This is a genomic window from Ottowia sp. VDI28, assembly GCF_049532675.1.
Classification (GTDB): Bacteria; Pseudomonadota; Gammaproteobacteria; order Burkholderiales; family Burkholderiaceae_C; genus Ottowia.
The window spans coordinates 4,437,805-4,457,074 of record NZ_CP149820.1 but is presented as its reverse complement, the minus strand read 5'-3'; the positions used below and the strand labels follow the sequence as shown (position 1 = coordinate 4,457,074).

Genomic DNA, 19,270 nt, shown 5'->3' with positions numbered 1-19,270 from the left:
CTGGAGAGCACTCGCTTTCTTGGTTTCAGCTTTCGTCGTCGCCCCAAAACGGGTGCGATGCGTTGTTCAATTCATGCCGCTGCAAACTTCCACCGACTTCACCTCCCCTGAAACCTTGATCCCGGAAGGGGCTTTTGCCGGCTTGGCGCTGCGTCCAGAAGAGAACGTTCGCGCCACGCTGGAAGTTGACCTGACCGATCAATTGCGTTTCGGCTCAGGGTTGATCCTCATTACAAATCAAAGGTTTATTGCGCGGTTTCCGGATGAAACAGCGTGGAGCGCCTGGGATCTGCGGCCAGGCCTGGTTCTGGCGCACCACGATCACGCCGGCGTCGGCACCCTGGAGTTGCGTGACGAGCGCAGCCAATTGGGCGTTTGGCGCTATACGTTGGGCCGCAATCCGGCCGCGCTCAAACTGCTGGCGCAGTTCGACATCCTGCTGGCCGGCATGTCGGAGGGCGGCGCGGTGCCTGCTGCGGACCTCGCCGCTGATCCCGAAGATCCAGCCGAGGAAGACGAGGCCGCCGAGATCGGAAAACCGCCTTCCACCTGGACGCTGTTTCGCCTCTGGCGTTTCGCCAAACCCTATAAATGGCCCCTGTTGGCGGCCTTTCTGCTGACGCTTGCGTCCACCGCAGCCACACTCGTACCGCCCTACCTCACCATGCCGCTCATGGACAAGGTGCTGATCCCTTTCCAGAACGGCCAGGAGATCGACATGAGCCTGGTGACCATGCTGCTGGGGGGGCTATTTGGCGCTGCGCTGGTGGCCTGGGTGCTGGGTTGGGCCAAGACCTATATCCTGGCTCTGGTGTCCGAGCGGATCGGGTCCGATCTGCGTACCACTACCTACGAGCATCTGCTCAATCTGTCGCTCGAATATTTCGGCGGCCGCCGCACCGGCGACCTGATGGCGCGCATCGGCTCCGAGACTGACCGCATCAACGTTTTCCTATCGTTGCACTTGCTTGACTTTGCGACAGATGTCCTGATGATGATCATGACCGCGATCATCCTTTTTTCCATCGATCCGGCGCTGGCGCTGGTCACTTTGGTACCGCTTCCATTCATTGGCTGGATGATCCACGTGGTGCGGGACCGCCTTCGCACCGGTTTCGAGAAAATCGACCGCGTCTGGTCCGAAGTCACCAACGTGCTGGCCGACACCATTCCCGGCATCCGGGTCGTGAAGGCTTTCGCGCAGGAAGACCGCGAAGCCCGGCGCTTCACCGAGGCCAACCGCCACAACCTGGCCGTGAACGACAAACTGAACAAGCTGTGGTCGCTGTTTTCCCCCACTGTGACATTGCTCACGGAAATCGGTTTGCTGGTGGTCTGGATCTTCGGAATCTGGCTGGTGAGCAAGCACCAGATCACCGTCGGCGTGCTCACAGCCTTCATTGCCTACATCGGGCGCTTCTATACCCGGCTTGATTCCATGAGCCGCATCGTGTCGGTCACCCAGAAGGCCGCTTCGGGCGCCAAACGCATTTTCGAGATCCTGGACCATGTTTCCAGCGTGCCTGAAGCCGCCAACCCGGTCGACCTGCCAGCCGTGAAAGGCCGCATCACCGTGAGCGATGCGCATTTCCGCTATGGCAACCGGGCCGTCATCAAAGGGCTGAATCTGGATATCGAACCCGGCCAGATGATTGGCCTGGTGGGGCACAGCGGCTCTGGCAAGAGCACGATGGTGAACCTGATCTGCCGCTTCTATGACCTCACTGAAGGGAGCATCGCCGTCGACGGCGTCGATATCCGCCAGCTGCGGCTGGCCGACTACCGGCGTAACATCGGACTAGTGCTGCAGGAGCCCTTCCTGTTTTTCGGCACCATTGCCGAGAACATCGCTTATGGCAAACCCCATGCCACCCGGGCTGAAATCATCGCCGCCGCCCGGGCGGCCCATGCGCACGAGTTCATACTCCGGTTGCCGCAAGGTTACGATTCCCTCGTGGGGGAGCGGGGCCAGGGACTCTCGGGTGGTGAGCGGCAGCGCATTTCCATTGCCAGGGCGCTGCTGATCGATCCGCGCATCCTGATCCTGGACGAGGCCACGGCTTCGGTGGATACCGAAACCGAGCGCGAAATCCAGAAGGCACTCGACAATCTGGTACGCGGGCGCACCACCATTGCCATTGCCCACCGCCTTTCCACCCTGCGCAAGGCCAACCGTCTGGTGGTCATGGACAAGGGCCGGAAGGTGGAAGAGGGCACGCACGAGCAGTTGATTGCCGAGAAAGGCGCGTACTGGCGCCTCTACGAAGCTCAGGCCCGTCAGGAAAAAGCCGAGCGCGAGCGCATGCTGGAAATGGACTCTCCGTCCACCGGCCATCTTGAGGAGGCGCGCCAATGAACACCGATTTCGACTTGCGCCGGGACGCTTTCAACCGCCTGGTGCTCACCGATGCCCAAGGGCAGGAGCACGTCAGCGTGGTTGCCGTGCGAGCCTTTCCCATTGCCGCGCCCGACGAAGGTGTGAGCGTGCTCGACGTGGACGGTCATGAATTGGCCTGGGTGCCGGAGCTTTCCTCACTGGAGGAACCTAAACGCACCTTGCTGGCCGAAGCTCTGGAGCAGCGCGAATTCATGCCCGTGCTGCAGCGGCTGAAAAGCGTGAGCAGCTTCGCAACGCCCAGCACCTGGGAGGTGGAAACCGATCGCGGCCACACGAGCTTCGTGCTGAAGGGCGAGGAAGACATCCGGCGCCTGGGGCCGGGCCTTTTGATCGTGAACGACGCGCACGGAGTGCAATACCTCATCAAGGATCTGCTCGATATGGACCGGCACAGTAAAAAGCTGCTGGATCGGTTCCTGTAGTCAGCCAGGCGGGGAGGGCGAGTTTGAAACTCGCCCCTGCGGCGGGGCGCTGCGAATCTGGTTTGACGTCGCTCGTAGGGGCGGGTTTCAAACCCGCCCGCTCCCCAACCCCCAACTCCTCCGCCTTCCTGCTTGCAAAGCCCATTCAATTTACTGTATAAATAAACAGTAAATTGAATGGGCTTTGTTCATGGATCCTGATCGCCATCCTCCTGATGTACCTGCGGTGCCTGTGCGGTTGCACAAGGGGCGCGGTGCGGTTTCCAACTTGGCGCACCGGTTCATGCGCGAGCAGAGAAGCGCGTTCGATGACGGATGGGAATCCGCTGAAGTTCAGGCCACGGAAGGCGATGATGAAGTTTTGGCGCCCGCCACCGAGATCATCCTGGAAGACTGCAAGAGTGCCATCAGCGCCAACGATTCACTGGATATTCCGTTCGATTACTCCGTGAATCCGTATCGCGGCTGCGAGCACGGCTGCATCTACTGCTTCGCCAGGCCGACGCACAGCTATCTGGGCTATTCCCCGGGACTGGATTTCGAGACAAAAATCATCGCCAAGCGAAACATTGCGGCCGAATTGGCGCGCGAACTGGCGGCGCCGCGCTACAGGCCATCCATCATCAACATCGGTTCAGCCACGGATTGCTATCAGCCGGTAGAGCGGGAGTTGAAACTGACGCGCGGTGTCATCGAGGTGCTGGCCGAGGCCGGGCATCCGTTCTCGCTCATCACCAAATCGAGTGGCGTGGAGCGCGATCTTGATCGGATTGCACCGCTGGCCGCGCGGGGGCTGGCGGCGGTCTATGTCACCATCACCACGCTGGATGCCCGGCTGGTTCGCAAGCTGGAGCCGCGCGCTGCCGCACCGCAGCGCCGTCTCAGGGTCATTCGCACGCTGGCGGAAGCCGGCGTGCCCGTGGGCGTGAGCGTGGCGCCGCAGATTCCGTTCGTGACCGAAGACATGGAGCAGGTGCTGGCCGCAGCCCGAGAGGCTGGTGCCAGCAGGGCTTTCTACACCGTGCTGAGGTTGCCGTGGGAGCTGGGGCCGATTTTTCAGGAGTGGTTGCAAGCGCATTTTCCTGATCGAGCCCATCGTGTGATGGCGCGCGTGCGCGATATGCGTGGGGGTAAGGATTACGACGCCAGTTGGGGGCAGCGTATGCACGGCAGCGGCATATGGGCCCAGCTTCTGGATCAGCGGTTCAACCGGGCTTGTGCGCGGCTAGGTTACGAGCTTGAAAGGACGCCGTTGGATCTGTCGCAGTTCAGGCCGCGCTCCCAAGCGGGGCAGGGGAGCTTGTTTTGATGCAGGGCAGGCATTGATGCCTACCCTGCGCAAAGCCCTCAGGCCCCGAAGAAGTTCTTCAACCGGTCCGTCCAGCTTTCGGTGCTGGGCGAATGCTTGGCGCCGCCTTTTTTCAGCGACTCGTCGAACTCCTTGAGTAGCTTGCGTTGATGTTCGGTCAGCTTGACCGGAGTTTCCAGGCTGATGTGGCAATACAGATCACCTGGGTAGCTGGAGCGCACCCCCTTGATACCCTTGCCGCGCAGGCGGAACTGCTTGCCAGCCTGGGTGCCTTCGGGCACGTCGATGGCAGCCTTGCCGCCCAGTGTGGGTACTTCGATCTCACCGCCGAGCGCGGCCGTGGTGAAGCTGATGGGTACCACACAGTGCAGGTCGTCGCCGTCGCGCTCGAAGATGTCGTGCTTCTTCACGCGGATCTCGATGAAGAGGTCTCCAGGAGGGCCGCCGCCGACGCCGGGCTCACCATTGCCGACCGAGCGGATACGCATGCCGTCGTCGATCCCGGCGGGGATTTTCACTTCCAGCGTCTTCTGGTTTTTCGTCTTGCCCTGTCCATGGCAGGTGCCGCAGGGTTCGGCAATGATCTTGCCCGTGCCGTGGCAGTGCGGGCAGGTCTGCTGCACGCTGAAGAAACCCTGGCGCATCTGCACGACGCCCTGGCCGTGGCAGGTGGCACAGGTCTTGGCGCTGGTGCCGGGCTTGGCACCGGAGCCGTGGCAGGTGACGCATTCGTCCCAGCTCGGGATGCGGATCTGCGCTTCCTTGCCGCCAGCGGCTTCTTCTAGCGAGATTTCCATGGCGTAGCTGAGGTCGCCGCCACGGAAGACCTGACGGCCGCCACGCGCACCGCCGCGCCCTCCCTGCTGACCGAAGATGTCGCCAAAAATATCGCCGAACGCCTCGGCAAAACCGCCGAAGCCCTCGGGGCCGCCCCGCATGTTCGGGTCCACACCTGCATGGCCGTACTGATCGTAAGCCGCTTTCTTTTGCGGATCGCTGAGCATCTCGTAGGCCTCCTTGGCCTCCTTGAATTTCAGCTCGGCACTTTGCGCATCACCCTGGTTGCGGTCAGGGTGATACTTCATCGCCAGTTTGCGATAAGCTTTTTTTATCTCGTCATCAGACGCGTTCTTAGGTACGCCCAATACTTCATAGAAATCACGTTTGGTAGCCATAGCAGCAATGACAAATGACGAAGACCTCGGCGGCTTGGCGCCTTGGCTTCTGATGGCTGAAAGCCCCGATCAGGGATGATCGAGGCTTTCCAGACCGGCAGATCACGGTGCTGATGCGCGCGAAATCTGCCATGGAGCCGGGGAGCGGCTATCAGTCTTTCTTGACTTCCTTGACTTCCGCATCGACCACGTTGTCGTCTGCGGCCGCGGCACCCGGGGCGTTACCGCCAGGGGCTGCACCCGCGCCCGCACCCGCAGCCTGGGCAGCGGCTTGCGCGTCGGCGTACATCTTCTCGCCCAGCTTCTGGCTGGCAGCCATCAGCGCCTCGGTCTTGGATTCAATGGCAGCCTTGTCGTCGCCTTTGAGGGCTTCCTCGACATCCTTGATGGCGGCTTCCACTGTTTCCTTCTCACCGGCTTCCAGCTTGTCGCCATGCTCGGCGAGCGATTTGCGCACGCTGTGCACCATGGCATCGCCCTGGTTGCGGGCCTGGATCAGCTCCAGTTTCTTGTGGTCTTCGGCGGCGTTCAGTTCGGCATCCTTGACCATCTGCTGGATCTCGGCTTCCGACAGGCCTGAGTTGGCCTTGATGGTGATCTTGTTTTCCTTGCCAGTGCCCTTGTCCTTGGCGGACACGTGCAAGATACCGTTGGCGTCGATGTCGAAGGCCACCTCGATCTGCGGCAGACCGCGCTGCGAGGGTGGGATACCTTCCAGGTTGAACTCGCCCAGCAGCTTGTTGCCGTTGGCCATCTCGCGCTCGCCCTGGAAAACCTTGATCGTCACGGCCGGCTGGTTGTCCTCGGCGGTGGAGAAGGTCTGCGCGAACTTCGTCGGGATGGTGGTGTTCTTGGTGATCATCTTGGTCATCACACCGCCCAGGGTTTCAATGCCCAGCGACAGAGGCGTCACGTCCAGCAGCAGCACGTCCTTGCGGTCGCCGCTCAGCACCTGGCCCTGGATGGCAGCACCCACGGCCACGGCTTCGTCGGGGTTCACGTCCTTGCGAGGCTCTTTGCCGAAGAACTCTTTCACCTTGTCCTGCACCTTGGGCATGCGGGTTTGGCCGCCGACCAGGATCACGTCGTTGATGTCGCTCACGCTGACGCCGGCATCCTTGATGGCGGTGCGGCAAGGTGCGATGGTGCGCTCGATCAGTTCTTCGACCAGGCTTTCCAGCTTGGCGCGAGTCAGCTTGATGTTCAGGTGTTTCGGACCAGAGGCATCGGCCGTGATGTAGGGCAGGTTGACGTCGGTCGAAGCGCTGCTGGAGAGCTCGATCTTGGCTTTCTCGGCAGCTTCCTTCAGGCGTTGGAGGGCCAACACGTCTTTCGACAAGTCAACGCCTTGCTCCTTCTTGAACTCGCCAATGATGTAGTCGATGATGCGCTGGTCGAAGTCTTCGCCGCCCAGGAAAGTGTCGCCGTTGGTGGAGAGCACTTCGAACTGCTTTTCACCGTCGACGTCGGCGATCTCGATGATGGAGATATCGAACGTACCGCCGCCCAGGTCATACACCGCGATCTTGCGGTCGCCCTTGGCCTGCTTGTCGAGGCCGAAGGCCAGCGCGGCGGCGGTCGGCTCGTTGATGATGCGCTTGACGTCCAGGCCTGCGATGCGGCCGGCGTCCTTGGTGGCTTGGCGTTGGCTGTCGTTGAAGTAAGCCGGAACGGTAATGACGGCCTCGGTCACGGCCTCGCCCAGGTAGTCCTCGGCGGTTTTCTTCATCTTGCGCAGGATTTCGGCGCTGATCTGCTGCGCCGACAGTTTCTTGCCGCGCACTTCCACCCAGGCGTCACCGTTGTCGGCCTTGGTGATCTGGTAGGGCATCAGGTGGATGTCCTTCTGCACTTCGGGCTCGTCGAATTTGCGGCCAATCAGGCGCTTGACGGCGTAAATGGTGTTCTTGGGGTTGGTGACGGCTTGGCGCTTGGCGGGGGCGCCGACGAGAACTTCGCCGTCTTCCTGGTAGGCGACGATGGAAGGCGTGGTACGCGCGCCTTCGGCGTTCTCGATCACCTTGGTCGAGTTGCCTTCCATGATGGACACGCAGCTATTGGTGGTGCCCAGGTCAATGCCGATGATTTTTGCCATATTGTTCTCCGCTTGGGTGGGTATTGGTTCAGATGCTCAGGAGGTTGTGGATAAGTGCCGGTTTTTCAAGTCCGCAGCGCCTTGTCCTTCCTCTCTGTTTTCTATTTGGGCGCTTTTTATTTGGGTGCGGCCACGGTGACCAGCGCGGGGCGCAGTACGCGGTCGGCGATCAGATAGCCTTTTTGCAGCACGCTCACCACGGTATTGGGTTCCTGTTCGGCGGGCACCATGCTGATGGCCTGCTGTTGCGCCGGATCGAATTTGCTGCCAGGGGCCGGATTGATCTCCACCACCTTGCTGCGTTCCAGCGCACTGATCAACTGCTTGCGGGTGGCTTCGGTGCCCTCTCGCAGCTGCTCGACGGTTCCGTGCTCGATCGCCAGGGCGGCTTCCAGGCTGTCGAGCACCGGGAGCAGGCCTTCGGCGAAGGCTTCAACGGCAAACTTGCGGATCTTGGCGATTTCCTCGTCTGCCCGGCGGCGGGTATTCTGGGCGTCGGCCTGTGCCCGCAGCACTTGATCGTTCAATTCGGCGGCTTTGGCTTTCAGTGTTTCGATTTCGGCCAGGGCATTGTCCAGCTGGGCGACGGCATCATGCTCGTTGGCAGCAGCGGCCGCTTCCAGTTCTTCCGGGCTGAAGGGAGCGTCGGCCGGCATTTGGGAGTGAGGTTTGGCTTGATCAGACATGCGGTTCGATGGAAAAAAACAATACCTGCGCGGCTTGGGCGCGCGCTCTCTTATACGTAACTCGTGTCTTAGGTGGAGCCCCGGGAGAGGAAATCAAGAGGGAGAAAAAGGCGAAAAACGGGGTAAAACGCCCCAAAATCCCTTCGAAACTCTCAAGAAAAGGGCTGCGCAAGCCTCCAGCCCCTTCCGCTTGGGGCTTGGAGGAGGAGATGCAAAAGCCGTGCGATCAGTTCACGCCAAGCAGTTCCACATCGAACTTCAGGGTGGCGTTGGGAGGAATCACGCCACCGGCGCCGCGCGCGCCGTAGCCCAATTCGGCCGGGATGATCAGGGTGCGCTGGCCGCCGACCTTCATGCCGGCAACGCCTTCGTCCCAGCCCTTGATCACATGGCCGGCGCCGAGCGGAAACTGAAACGGATCGTTCCGGTCGCGGCTGGAGTCGAACTTGGCGCCCTGCTGGCCGTCGGTATAGAGCCAGCCGGTGTAGTGCACGGTCACGTATTGGCCGGGACGAGCCTCATCGCCGGTGCCGGTTTGGGTGTCGGTGTATTGCAGGCCGCTGGGAGTAGTGTTCATTGCAAGCAGGAAAGAGAGTTGAGGATTTGGGCCCGAATATAGCTGCCCGGAGGCGGAAAACTGGGGGAGACAGCCGGAAAAGGCAAGATTTCAGAAAGGAGGCGCTGGACTCCGAAGGCTGGATAGAGCGGAGTGTATAGAGTTAAGTATTATTTCTTCTTGGCCTGAGCCGCCACCCACTTGGTGGCAAAGGCCTGCAGATCAGACAGGCGCTTGACCAGATCGGAGCCGCTCAAAGTCAGGCTGTAGCCGTCATTGCCATGAGTGACGAGGCTGGCTGCCCGCAACTCCTTCAGCCGCGTATTGAGCGTATTGGGGGTGATGCCGCCCACGCTGTCCTGCAGAAGGCGAAAGGTCTGAGGATGCCCGTCACGGAGCGCCCATAGTACCCGGATAGCGTAGCGGGCTTCCAGCAGTGCCAGAAGCTGGCCGGTAGCCGCGTTTTCTTTGGGACTCATTTCAGGCTTCTCCTCAGGTAGTATCTGTATGTCAGCCTGAATATAGCTCAATTTTTTGAGGCGCTACACGTTTAATAGCTTCATATGAAGATGGGGCGTGGGTTGTCTGCTACAAAATTGGGACTTTCCCCAGGTTTTCAGCTCGTCTTCCGTGCACCGCGAGGAGGCTTTGGACTCACTCTCAGGCGGGGCGATCGTATACTTTTTGCAACAGCCGGAGTAGCGTCCTACGCTCGGCTGCCGAGAGCGCGCTGGCGGCCTCGGATTCCAGCTCGAAAGCCGTGCGTTCGGCCTGTTGCATCAGGCTCAGGCCTTCTGGCGTCAAGTGCAATCCCAGGGCGCGGCCATCCGAGGGGTGCGGGTGGCGTTCGAGCAGCCCGCGCTGCTCCAGGGCCCCGATCTTGCCAACCAGGTTCGGAGGCAGCAGATCGAGCACGCTGCACAGCTGCTTCGAGGTGATGCCCGGGTTATGGCAGATCACCGACAGGATCGAGAAATCCACCGGCCTCAGGCCAAATTCGGCCATGCGCGGCACGAACAGGCTGATCACGACGAGCGCGGCACGGCGGGCGTTGTAGCCGAGCAGGGTCTTCAGGTAGCGGGTATCTATTTCTTCTACCGCGGAAGCGGCTTTGCTGCCGTTCTTGGTGGTGTGGTTTTGTTCACTCATGGGAATCAGGGTGCGAGCGCCGGGGCCAAGCGTCGTTCCATGATGCCACGGCGCCATTCGAATTCGGGAAGGACCCAATGGGTGAGCGCTTGCAGCGGCGTCTGCCAGCGGGCTGCCTCGAGGGCCGGCAAGTCTTGCACCACGGCTTCGATGCGTGCGCCGGCCCAGCCCAGCAGCGCAATGGCGGTGGCACGGAGATAGTCGTCGGCGACCCAATAGGCCAAGGCACTGTCTTTCGCGCAGGCAGGGGCCAGTTGGCGGGTCAGGGTATCCAGCGCTTGAAGACCGTGCGCGGCTTCCCGTGCCAGCGCGGTCTCGCCCAGGCCGGCTTTCAGCTCGTTCAGCAGCAAGCCGAGGCCCGCGCCGCCATCGGCCAGCACCTTCCGCGCCAGCAGGTCGATGGCCTGGATCTCGTTGGTCCCCTCGTAGATCATGGTCACCCGGGCATCGCGCACATGCTGCTCGATACCCCATTCGCGCACGTAGCCGTGGCCGCCAAATACCTGCAGGCAGTCGCTGCCACCATGAAAGGCCTGATGCGTCCAGGCCGACTTCAGCACCGGCGTCACGAGCGCGCACCAGCGCTCTGCTTGCTGGCGGCGGGCCGGGTCAGGGTGGTGCTTGGCCATGTCGAGCTCAAGCGCAGTGGCGTAGGCGAGTACCCGGCCGCCATCGATCCAGGCGCGTTGGGTATCGAGTACGCGGCGCATGGCCGGGTGGTCGGCGATGAGGCTGGTGGATGAGGCGCCCGGTGCGCGCATCTGGCGCCGTTCCCGGGCATAAGCGTCGGCTTTTTGCCAGGCGGCGTCGAGCAGGCCGATACCTTGCAGCGCCACATGCAGCCGGGCCGCGTTCATCATGACGAACATGGCGGTCAAGCCTTTGCCCGGCGCCCCGATGATCCAGCCGGTGGCGTCGTCAAAGCGCATCACGCAGGTCGGGCTTCCATGCAAACCCATTTTTTCCTCGATGCGTTCGCACGCCACGGCGGAGCGGCTGCCATCGGGGTAGAACTTGGGTACCAGAAAGAGCGACAAGCCCTTGGGCCCCGGCGGGGCGCCGGGTTCGCGCGCGAGCACCAGATGGACGATGTTGTCCGTTAGGTCGTGCTCGCCGCCTGAGATGAATATCTTGGTGCCGGTGATCCGATGGCTGCCATCCGCCTGCGGCACGGCCCGGGTGGAAGCCAACCCCAGATCGCTGCCGGCCTGCGGTTCGGTCAGGCACATGGTGGCCAGCCATTCACCGGTGGCTATCTTGGAGAGGTACTGGGTTTTCAGTGCCTCACTGCCGTGGTGCTTGAGGCATTCGTAAGCGCCATGCAGCAGGCCGGGGGCCATGGTCCAGCCGTGGTTGGCCGCCGAGAGGCTCTCATACAGGGTGGCCTCCAATATGGCGGGCAATCCCTGTCCGCCATCTTCCGGCGCAGCCGACAATGCCGGCCAGCCGGCCTGCCAGAACGCTTGATAGGCGTCCCGGAAGCCGGGTGCCATGGTGACCGCGCCATCATGCCAGCGGGCGCCTGTTTCGTCGCCCACACGATTGAGCGGAGCGATCTGGCCGCTGACGAACTTGCCCATCTCCTCGAGCAACTGCCGCATCAGCGGCTCATCGGCTTCGGCCATGACCGGCAGGGCGGCCAATTGCCGCGAGGCCTGCAGTGTGTCGAAAAGGATGAAGCTGATATCGGAAGTGGGGACGCGGTAGTCGTTCATGCTTGAAGTTCAGGGATAGGAATTCCCGGACAGCTGGCTCCGGCGTAAGCCGGAGTCCAACCACGGCCGTCCAGAAATTACTTCTCGACCTTGAACTCGCCGTTCGTCACGCGCATCATCACACCGGTGTCGTTGGTGTAACCCCAGTGATCCTGCGGCGTCCAGTTCAGCACACCGTGGGCGAGCACGGTACTGCCCATGCCTTCAAAAGCATCGCGCAGCGCGGCGCGGAACTCAGGTGTGCCGGGCTTGGCCTTCTTGAGCGCGATTGGCACGGCCTTTTCCATGATCAGGATCGAGTCATAGGCATGACCAGCGAACTGGTTGCGGGAACCTGGGCCGTAAGCCTTCTCATATTGCTGCACGAATTTGATCGCTTCGCCCTTCGAAGGGTGCGAATCAGGCAGTTGTTCGGCCAGCACCGCGGGGCCGGAAACCACGAAGCTGCCTTCCACCTGCTTGCCGCCCACCCGCATCAGATCGCGCGTGGCGGCGGCGTGGGTCTGATAGACCTTGCCCTTGAAGCCCCGTTCCATCAAGGCCATTTGCGGCATCGCGGCACCGGAGCCCGAGGCGACCACCAGCATGGCATCGGGATTGGCAGAGACCAGCTTGAGCGCCTGGCCGGTCACGCTGGTGTCGGCGCGAGCGAAGCGTTCTACTGCCACGAGCTTGATGCCTGCCTTTTCGGCTTGTGGCTTGAAGTCATTGAGCCAGGTCTCGCCATAGGCATCGCTATAGCCGAGGAAGCCCACGGTCTTGATGCCCTGGCGCTTCATGTGATCGATGATGGCGTGGCCCATGACCGCGTTGGATTGGGGCAGGCGGAACACCCACTTGTCCTTGCCAGCCGGCAGCGCCACCGGCGACCATGCTACTTGCGGCGTGGCCGATTCCTCGGCCACTTGGGCGATGGCCGCGGCCACCGGCGTGGCGACCGAACCCATGATGATGTCCACCTTGTCGGCCGTGACGAAGCGCTTGGCGTGTGTCACGCCCTGGGTCGGGTCGCTGGCGTCGTCCATGAGGATCACGTTCAGCTTCTCACCCCCGATCTGCTTGGGCCAGAGCTTGACCTGGTTGCCGGCTGGAATGCCCAGGCCAGAGGCAGGTCCGGTCAGGGGCGCGACCACGCCGATCGTGATGTCGGCCAGTGCACTGCCGGTCACCAGCAGCGCGGCGGCGGCTACGAGCGCATGTTTCTTGAAGCGGGTCATCGTTTTGTCTCCTTGGTTGTGGTTGGGTGATGATTGAAACGAGTGGCAATGAATGGACATGGGCCGCCGGTCAGGAGCAGGCTTCCTTGATGAAATCAGGCACCGGTATGGCCTGCAGCCGGCCGCCTTCGGGGTGAATGCAGAAGGCGCGTGTTTCACGGCCCTCGCACAGCACTTCGTCGCCCTTCATGACCGTGTGCTTCTGCACGAAGGTCTTGGCATTCCAGGTTTCCACGCAGGTGTGCACATGCAGCAGGTCGCCATAGGTGGCCGGGCGCATGAATTTGGTGTGGATTTCCAGCAGTGGTGTACCGATGATGCCGGTGGTCTTCCTCAGCTCCCGCCAGGGCGGGATGCCGCACTGCACGAAGAAGTCGAGCGAGGACGCATCCATCCATTTGCTGAAATTCGGAAAGAACACGATGCCGGCCGGATCGCAGTCGCCGAACATCACTTTCACGTCGTAAACGGTAGTCTTCATAGGGGTGGTTGAGAATCGAGCAGAGGGTGGGGGCGTAGTTTCGCTGAATTTCCGCCCTCAACCCGTAGTCACCTCGGTGCCATGCGCAAGGCGCCATCAAGCCGGATGACCTCGCCATTCAAATGGCCGTTGGTGACGATGTGGCAGGCCAGTTCGGCGAATTCCTCGGGTTTGCCCAGACGGGAAGGGAAGGGGATCGAAGCCGCCAGCGATTGCTGCACCGGTTCGGGCAGTGTGCGCATCAGCGGCGTGGCGAACAGCCCGGGCGCAATGGTGCAGACGCGGATACCGTGTTGCGCCAGATCGCGCGCCATCGGCAGCGTCATGCCGACCACACCGCCCTTGGAAGCACTGTAGGCTTGCTGGCCTACCTGGCCATCGAATGCGGCCACGCTGGCTGTGAAGACCATGGCGCCGCGTTCGCCGTCTTCCATGGGGTCGAGCTTGGCGGCCGCCGCGGCAAAGAGGCGTGCGGCGTTATAGGTGCCGACCAGATTGACATTGATCACCTTGGCGAAGTCTTCCAGCGAAGCGGCGCTGCCGTCCTTGCCGATCACGCGCTTGGCTGTGCCGATGCCGGCGATCTGCATGAGGATGCGTGCAGAACCATGCGCTGCAGCGGCTTCGGCCAACGCGGCTTCCATGCTGGGGCCGTTGCTCACATCGGTCTGAATCGCGATCCCGCCGATCTCTTGCGCCACCCGGCGGGCGTTATCGATGTTCAGATCCAGCACGGCCACCTTGGCGCCCAGGCGGGCCAGTTCGCGCGCGGTGGCTTCACCCAGGCCGGAGCCTCCGCCCGTGACCAGGGCTGCTTTTCCTTCGATCTTCATGATGTGTTCCTTACGATGGGTTGCCTCAAACCGCCGGGTTCTCCAGCAGCAGCGCAATGCCTTGGCCGCCACCAATACAAGCCGACGCAATGCCGTACTTCAAACCCGCGCGCTGAATTTCCCGTGCGACGGTGATCGTCAATCGCACGCCCGTGGCCGCGAGCGGATGCCCCAGCGCGATCGCACCGCCATTGACGTTGAGCTTGGCCAGATCAAGCCCGAGGTCCTTGGCGACCGACAGCGTCTGCGCACCTTGGGCCTCGTTGATCTCGAAGCGGCCAATGTCCTCCAGCTTCAGGCCTGTGCGTTCGAGCAGCAGGCGAATGGCCGGCGCCGGGCCGATACCCATGATCTCGGGCGGAACGCCGACAGCGGCTGCCGCCACCACGCGCGCGAGGGCCGGGCGCCCTGAAGCCTTGCGGTAAGCGCCCGAGGCCACCACGGCGGCGGCGGCAGCGTCGACCAGAGCAGAAGAGTTGCCGCCGGTTTGCACGCCACCTTCGAAGACCGGCTTCAGCTTGGCCAGCACCTCAACCGGTGAAAGACGCGCATGCGTGTCATGCGCCACCTCGGTCACTTTGCCTTGCAGGCGGATGCCGCGCGGCTTGTAGCCTTCAAGCTCGAACTTCTCGGTGGCCACGGGCACGATCTCGCCGGCCAGGAAGCCGCTTTCTTGCGCCGCTACGGCCTTGGCGAACGAGGCCGAAGCGAATTCATCCACCTGCTCGCGCGTGATGCCGTATTTCTTCGCCAGATTTTCCGCCGTCTGGATCATGTTGATGCCGGCGGCCGGATCCTTCAGCGCCTCCCACATGTAGTCCTTGAAGCCCACTGGCGCGCCGAGCTTGAAGCCTGTGCGGTTGTCGAACGAGGCGATGGGGTTGCGCGTCATGCTCTCGGTGCCGACCACCAGCGCCGCTTCGCACGCGCCGCCTTGAATGTGCTCGCCCGCTTGCCGGAACAATTCGAACCCTGTGCCGCAGATGCGCTGCGCCATGATGGCTGGTACCTCGACCGGCACACCTGCGTACAGGCCAATGTGGCGCGGCAGGAAGAATTGGTCAAAGTCGCCCGGCGCCATGTTGCCGCAAACCACCGAGCCGATATCGGCCGCAGACACACCCGTGCGCTTGAGTGCTTCGCGCGCGGCCTTGATACCCAGATCGGTGGGCGATATATGCCCCAGGGCGCCGCAGTAGTCGACCATCGGTGTGCGCACGCCATCGAGCATCCAGACGTCGTCGAAGGCGGAGAAGAATCCCTTGGTTTTCATGCTGTTCCTTTGCGTAGATGTCATGGTTGCGCGGAGGGCTTGATGACGGTATGCCCTGGCGTTTCCGCATACAGCGCCTGCACAAGCGCATCGCGCTCCTTCAGCACGGCGCGCTGGTTGATGCTGCCCTTGTCGGTGATCTCGCCCTTGTCAATCGAGGGAAGCTCCGACATCAGCATCAGGCGCGTGACGCGATTGGCGCTGCCGGTGGCGGTCAGCGAGAGATCGGTCGCTAGGCTCTGGAATTTCGCCAGCACGCGCTGATCGGCCAGCACATCAGCCAGAGGCGCATCGGCGGGCAGATCGGTCAGGGTGCGCACGGCGGGCGTGGTGAACACGAGCGCGCCGACTTCCTTGCGGTCCAGCCCGGTGAGCACCACATCCTGGATATAGGGCGCGCCACCCGCGATCACACGGGCACGCAGCGGGCCCACGCTCACGAAGGTGCCGGTGGCGAGCTTGAAGTCTTCCGCGATGCGGCCATCAAAGCGCAGGCCGGCGTGCGGATCGGCCGGGTCGATCCACAGCACCGCATCCCCGGTGCAGAAGAAGCCTTCGTCGTCGAAAGCTTCTGCCGTGGATTCTGGCGCGCGCCAGTAGCCGGGAGTGATGTTGGGGCCGCGGTAGCGCAACTCGGTCTTGCCGGCCAGGGGCACGAGCTTGCATTCCATGCCCGGCGTGGGCAGGCCCAGATCGCCGGCCCGAATGTCCGGGCTGGTCGGGAACAGACCGTAGGGGCTGGATTCGGTCATGCCGAAACCGCAGGCCATGACGATGCGCTCCCCCACTTCGCGCTCCGCGCTTTCGAACAGCGAGTTCCACACGGGCTGAGCCAGAGACGCACCGGCGTAGAAGAACATCTTCACGCGCGAGAGAAAATTCCGGCGCAGGGTGTCGTCGGTCTTCATCGCGTTGGCAATGGCTTCGAAGCCGGTCGGCACGTTGAAGTACATGGTAGGCGCGATCTCGCGCAGGTTGCGCAGCGTTTCGCCTACCAGCGCCGGCGTGGGCTTGCCCTCATCGATATAGAGCGTGCCGCCGTTGTTCAGCACCATGCCCACGTTGTGGTTGCCCCCGAAAGTGTGGTTCCAGGGGAGCCAGTCGATCAGCACCGGCCGCTCCTCGGTCAGGATCGGCATCGACTGCCGCATCTGCTGCTGGTTGGAGCACCACATGCGGTTGGTGTTGATCACCGCCTTGGGCAGCTTGGTCGAGCCGCTGGTGAACAGGAACTTGACGATGGTGTCCGGCCCCGTGCCCGCTTGGGCGGCGTCGACGGCGGGCGTGGGCTCGGTGGCCAGCAGGGCAGTCAGCGGGGTCGACGCGCGGCCTTGCAGATGCGCGTGGCCGGCCTGCTGGGAGAGCACGATTTCCGCATCGGCCGGCGCGGCGGCGGCAATGGCAGCGCCATAGCGTTCGCCGTTGTCCGCCCAGATCAGGCCGGGCGTGAGCGTGTTGATGACGTGGCGCAGCTTGCCGTAGTCCTTGCTGATGGTGGAATAGGCCGGTGAAGCAGGGCAATACGGAATGCCCACGTACAGGCAACCCAGGGCCAGCAGGGCATGGTCGATACTGTTGTCGCTCAGGATGATGACGGGGCGCTCGTCCGAAAGGCCTCGATCCAGCAGCGCCTGGCCAATGCGGCGCGCGGCATCCAGCGCCTGGGCGTAGCTGACGCGGCGCCACTCACCCAGCGATCCATCCTGTCCCCGTTCGCGCTGCGCGACAAAGGTTTCATCCGGTGTGGTGGTCGCCCAGTGAACCAGGCGGTCGGACATGCGCTCGCTGAACGAGTCCAGCGCCATGTCGGCGGCCAGGTATTGCGCACCATCTTGGCCTTCGCGCGTGGTCACGCGGGTTACACCGAAGTCGAGGGGGCGGTATTTGGGTTGAGCTTGGGCGGTTTCGGGGGCTGTCACGCAGAGTCTCGCTTCATTGTGTGGTTGACTTGACGTCGCTCGTTCAGGCCTTCTGCACCTTGGACGCTCGTCCTTCGAGGAAAGCGCGCACGCGCTCCTTTGCCTCGGGCGCCGACTGCGCAATGGCCGACATCAGCGCTTCGGTGAAGAAGCCATGATCAGCCGGCTGCTCGGCAATGCGGGGCAGGGCATGCATCAGCGAATAATTGGTGAGCGGCGCGTTCTGGGCGATGCGCGCGGCCAACTCCAGGGCCTTGTCCAGCGCCCGTCCCGCAGGCACCAGGTATTGCGCGAAGCCAAGCCGCTCGCCGTCTTGGGCGTTATAGACACGGCCCGTGAGCATCATGTCCAGCATGCGTGAAGCGCCGATCAGTTTGGGGATGCGCACTGAGCCGCCCCCGCCGACGAAGATGCCCCGCGAGCCTTCGGGCAGCGCGTAGAAAGTGCTGTCATCGGCCACGCGGATGTGGGCTGCGCTCGCCAACTCCAGCCCGCCACCAACCACCGCGCCATGCAGCACGGCAATGACCGGCACCGGTCCATGCTGCACGCACTCCAAGGCCGAATGCCAGAGCCGTGAATGGAGCATGCCCTGTCCGGCATCGCGCTCTTTCAGCTCGGAAAGATCAAGGCCAGCGCAGAAATGCTCGCCTTCGCCGTCAATCACCGCGGCACGCACCGTATCCGGCAGGTTCTGGAAGGTGTCGCGGATAGCCAGGATCAGCCCATCGGACAGCGCGTTGCGCTTGGCTCCGCGGGTCAGGCGAATCAGGGCGATTTCTTTCTCATCTCCACGGATTTCCAGCGAAAGGTCCTTGAAATTCTTCGTCATCCATATCTCCAGCAATGGGTGATTATGATTATTTAAAATAATCAAATTCAAGCGGTAGGCGCAATTTATTTCTAGGTGTTTACCCTTGTATTAATGGACGAGACCCCGAGCGGATGACGCTCCTTCTGCGCTGCCGGGCTCAAGCGTCTTGCCTTCGCAACTGCCCTTGCCATGAATGTGTAGCCGTCATGCAAAAATGAGGCTGTACAAAGAAACAAAGGAGATCATCATGAGACGCCACTTCCTGCTGACCGGCGCATTGGCCTGCGCCATCGTATTTACCCCTGCCGCTCTTTGGGCGCAAGCGGCTTTCCCCAACAAGCCTGTCCGCATCGTCGTTCCCAATGCGCCCGGCGGCGCGGCGGATCTCACGGCGCGTACCGTAGGCGAAAAAATGGCCAAGGGCCTCGGCCAACCGGTGGTGATCGACAACCGTCCTGGGGCTGGCGGAGTGGTGGCCGGCCAGGCGGTGGCGAATGCGCCGGCCGATGGCTACACCATGCTGCTCATCTCCAGCGGCACAGCTGTCAGCGAGTCGCTGTTCAAATCGCTGCCTTTTGATGCCCGCAAGGATTTCACACCCGTGGCGCCATTGGCCACTTTCGACCTGGTCATCGTGAGTTCACCCACTGGTGAATTCAAGACCTTGGGCGATCTGGTCGCCTGGGCCAAGGCCAACCCTGGCAAGCTCAATATCGGCACGCCTGCCATTGGCACCACGCAAAACCTGGCTGCCGAGTTGTTCAAGACTGCGGCGGGGATCGATGCCCAGGTCGTGCCGTTCAAGGGCACGCCGGATGTCATTACCGCTATTCGCGGCGGGCAGATCCAGGCAGGGTTGGACATCCTGAGCCCACTGCTGTCTCAGATCCAGGGCAAGGCCCTGCGCCCGTTGGCGGTTACGGGCGCCAAGCGCTCACGCGTGCTGCCTGATGTGCCCACCGCGCAGGAAGCAGGCGTCAAGAACCTCAATGCCGCCTCCTGGAACGGTTTGGCCGTGCCTTCGAAAACGCCTCAAGCTGTGGTGGAGCGTCTGAATCATGAGATCAATGCCGCCCTGCATGATGCCGATGTACGCAAGAAGCTGGAAGCGCTCAACCTCGATCCGCATCCCGGTACACCTGCTGATGCCGCCACCATGCTGAACAGCGATATTCAGCGTTGGGGTGAAGTGATTACGCGAGCGAAGATCGAGCGGCAATAGGAGCCC

The 19,270-nt window shown here is 62.3% G+C and carries 17 protein-coding genes; 4 read left to right on the top strand and 13 right to left on the bottom strand.

The window, feature by feature from the left end:
* Positions 1-73: 73 nt before the first annotated feature.
* The 3 genes from WJU18_RS21205 (at position 74) to WJU18_RS21195 (ending at position 4,129) form a co-directional block, all read left to right on the top strand.
* Positions 74-2,356: an ABC transporter ATP-binding protein gene (locus WJU18_RS21205; protein ID WP_423455438.1), complete on the top strand. Its 2,283-nt coding sequence runs from the start codon at positions 74-76 to the stop codon at positions 2,354-2,356.
* Positions 2,353-2,820 carry a DUF1854 domain-containing protein gene (locus WJU18_RS21200; protein ID WP_423455437.1) on the top strand — a complete coding sequence of 156 codons (468 nt, stop codon included), beginning with the start codon at positions 2,353-2,355 and terminating at the stop codon, positions 2,818-2,820. The genes WJU18_RS21205 and WJU18_RS21200 overlap by 4 nt, the downstream gene beginning before the upstream one ends.
* Before the next feature lie 190 nt (positions 2,821-3,010).
* Positions 3,011-4,129: a PA0069 family radical SAM protein gene (locus tag WJU18_RS21195; protein ID WP_423455436.1), complete on the top strand. Its 1,119-nt coding sequence runs from the start codon at positions 3,011-3,013 to the stop codon at positions 4,127-4,129.
* A 38-nt stretch (positions 4,130-4,167) separates the two neighbouring features.
* Here the strand turns inward: WJU18_RS21195 and dnaJ are convergent, their stop codons facing one another.
* The 13 genes from dnaJ to WJU18_RS21130 all read right to left on the bottom strand — a co-directional run bounded on the left by dnaJ (position 4,168) and on the right by WJU18_RS21130 (position 18,060).
* Positions 4,168-5,304, bottom strand: coding sequence for a molecular chaperone DnaJ (gene dnaJ / locus WJU18_RS21190; protein ID WP_423455434.1), 1,137 nt, complete (start codon positions 5,302-5,304; stop codon positions 4,168-4,170).
* A 151-nt stretch (positions 5,305-5,455) separates the two neighbouring features.
* Positions 5,456-7,423 carry a molecular chaperone DnaK gene (dnaK, locus tag WJU18_RS21185; RefSeq protein WP_423461067.1) on the bottom strand — a complete coding sequence of 656 codons (1,968 nt, stop codon included), beginning with the start codon at positions 7,421-7,423 and terminating at the stop codon, positions 5,456-5,458.
* Positions 7,424-7,515: 92 nt separating this feature from the next.
* Positions 7,516-8,085: a nucleotide exchange factor GrpE gene (gene grpE, locus WJU18_RS21180; protein WP_423455432.1), complete on the bottom strand. Its 570-nt coding sequence runs from the start codon at positions 8,083-8,085 to the stop codon at positions 7,516-7,518.
* Between the two features lie 226 nt (positions 8,086-8,311).
* Complete coding sequence (locus WJU18_RS21175; protein WP_423455430.1) at positions 8,312-8,662, bottom strand: FKBP-type peptidyl-prolyl cis-trans isomerase; 351 nt, start codon at positions 8,660-8,662, stop codon at positions 8,312-8,314.
* A 149-nt stretch (positions 8,663-8,811) separates the two neighbouring features.
* Positions 8,812-9,120 (bottom strand): winged helix-turn-helix transcriptional regulator, encoded by a 309-nt coding sequence (locus WJU18_RS21170; protein WP_423455428.1) that lies wholly within the window; start codon positions 9,118-9,120, stop codon positions 8,812-8,814.
* 181 nt (positions 9,121-9,301) lie between these two features.
* Positions 9,302-9,790, bottom strand: a complete 489-nt coding sequence (locus tag WJU18_RS21165; RefSeq protein WP_423455426.1) for a MarR family winged helix-turn-helix transcriptional regulator — start codon at positions 9,788-9,790, stop codon at positions 9,302-9,304.
* Positions 9,791-9,795: 5 nt separating this feature from the next.
* Entirely contained in the window at positions 9,796-11,505 is a 1,710-nt protein-coding gene (locus WJU18_RS21160; protein WP_423455424.1) for an acyl-CoA dehydrogenase family protein, read from the bottom strand.
* A 77-nt stretch (positions 11,506-11,582) separates the two neighbouring features.
* Positions 11,583-12,722: an ABC transporter substrate-binding protein gene (locus WJU18_RS21155; RefSeq protein ID WP_423455423.1), complete on the bottom strand. Its 1,140-nt coding sequence runs from the start codon at positions 12,720-12,722 to the stop codon at positions 11,583-11,585.
* Positions 12,723-12,792: 70 nt separating this feature from the next.
* Positions 12,793-13,203 carry an acyl-CoA thioesterase gene (locus WJU18_RS21150; RefSeq protein ID WP_423455421.1) on the bottom strand — a complete coding sequence of 137 codons (411 nt, stop codon included), beginning with the start codon at positions 13,201-13,203 and terminating at the stop codon, positions 12,793-12,795.
* A gap of 68 nt (positions 13,204-13,271) precedes the next feature.
* On the bottom strand, positions 13,272-14,036 hold the full coding sequence (locus WJU18_RS21145; RefSeq protein WP_423455419.1) for an SDR family NAD(P)-dependent oxidoreductase: 765 nt from the start codon (positions 14,034-14,036) through the stop codon (positions 13,272-13,274).
* Between the two features lie 25 nt (positions 14,037-14,061).
* Complete coding sequence (locus tag WJU18_RS21140; protein ID WP_423455417.1) at positions 14,062-15,309, bottom strand: thiolase family protein; 1,248 nt, start codon at positions 15,307-15,309, stop codon at positions 14,062-14,064.
* A 20-nt stretch (positions 15,310-15,329) separates the two neighbouring features.
* Positions 15,330-17,228 carry a feruloyl-CoA synthase gene (locus tag WJU18_RS21135; protein ID WP_423455415.1) on the bottom strand — a complete coding sequence of 633 codons (1,899 nt, stop codon included), beginning with the start codon at positions 17,226-17,228 and terminating at the stop codon, positions 15,330-15,332.
* A 43-nt stretch (positions 17,229-17,271) separates the two neighbouring features.
* Positions 17,272-18,060 carry a crotonase/enoyl-CoA hydratase family protein gene (locus WJU18_RS21130; RefSeq protein WP_423455414.1) on the bottom strand — a complete coding sequence of 263 codons (789 nt, stop codon included), beginning with the start codon at positions 18,058-18,060 and terminating at the stop codon, positions 17,272-17,274.
* Positions 18,061-18,289: 229 nt separating this feature from the next.
* On the opposite strand from WJU18_RS21130, the gene WJU18_RS21125 reads away from it, so the two are divergent.
* Positions 18,290-19,264 (top strand): Bug family tripartite tricarboxylate transporter substrate binding protein, encoded by a 975-nt coding sequence (locus WJU18_RS21125; protein ID WP_423455412.1) that lies wholly within the window; start codon positions 18,290-18,292, stop codon positions 19,262-19,264.
* Positions 19,265-19,270: the final 6 nt, after the last annotated feature.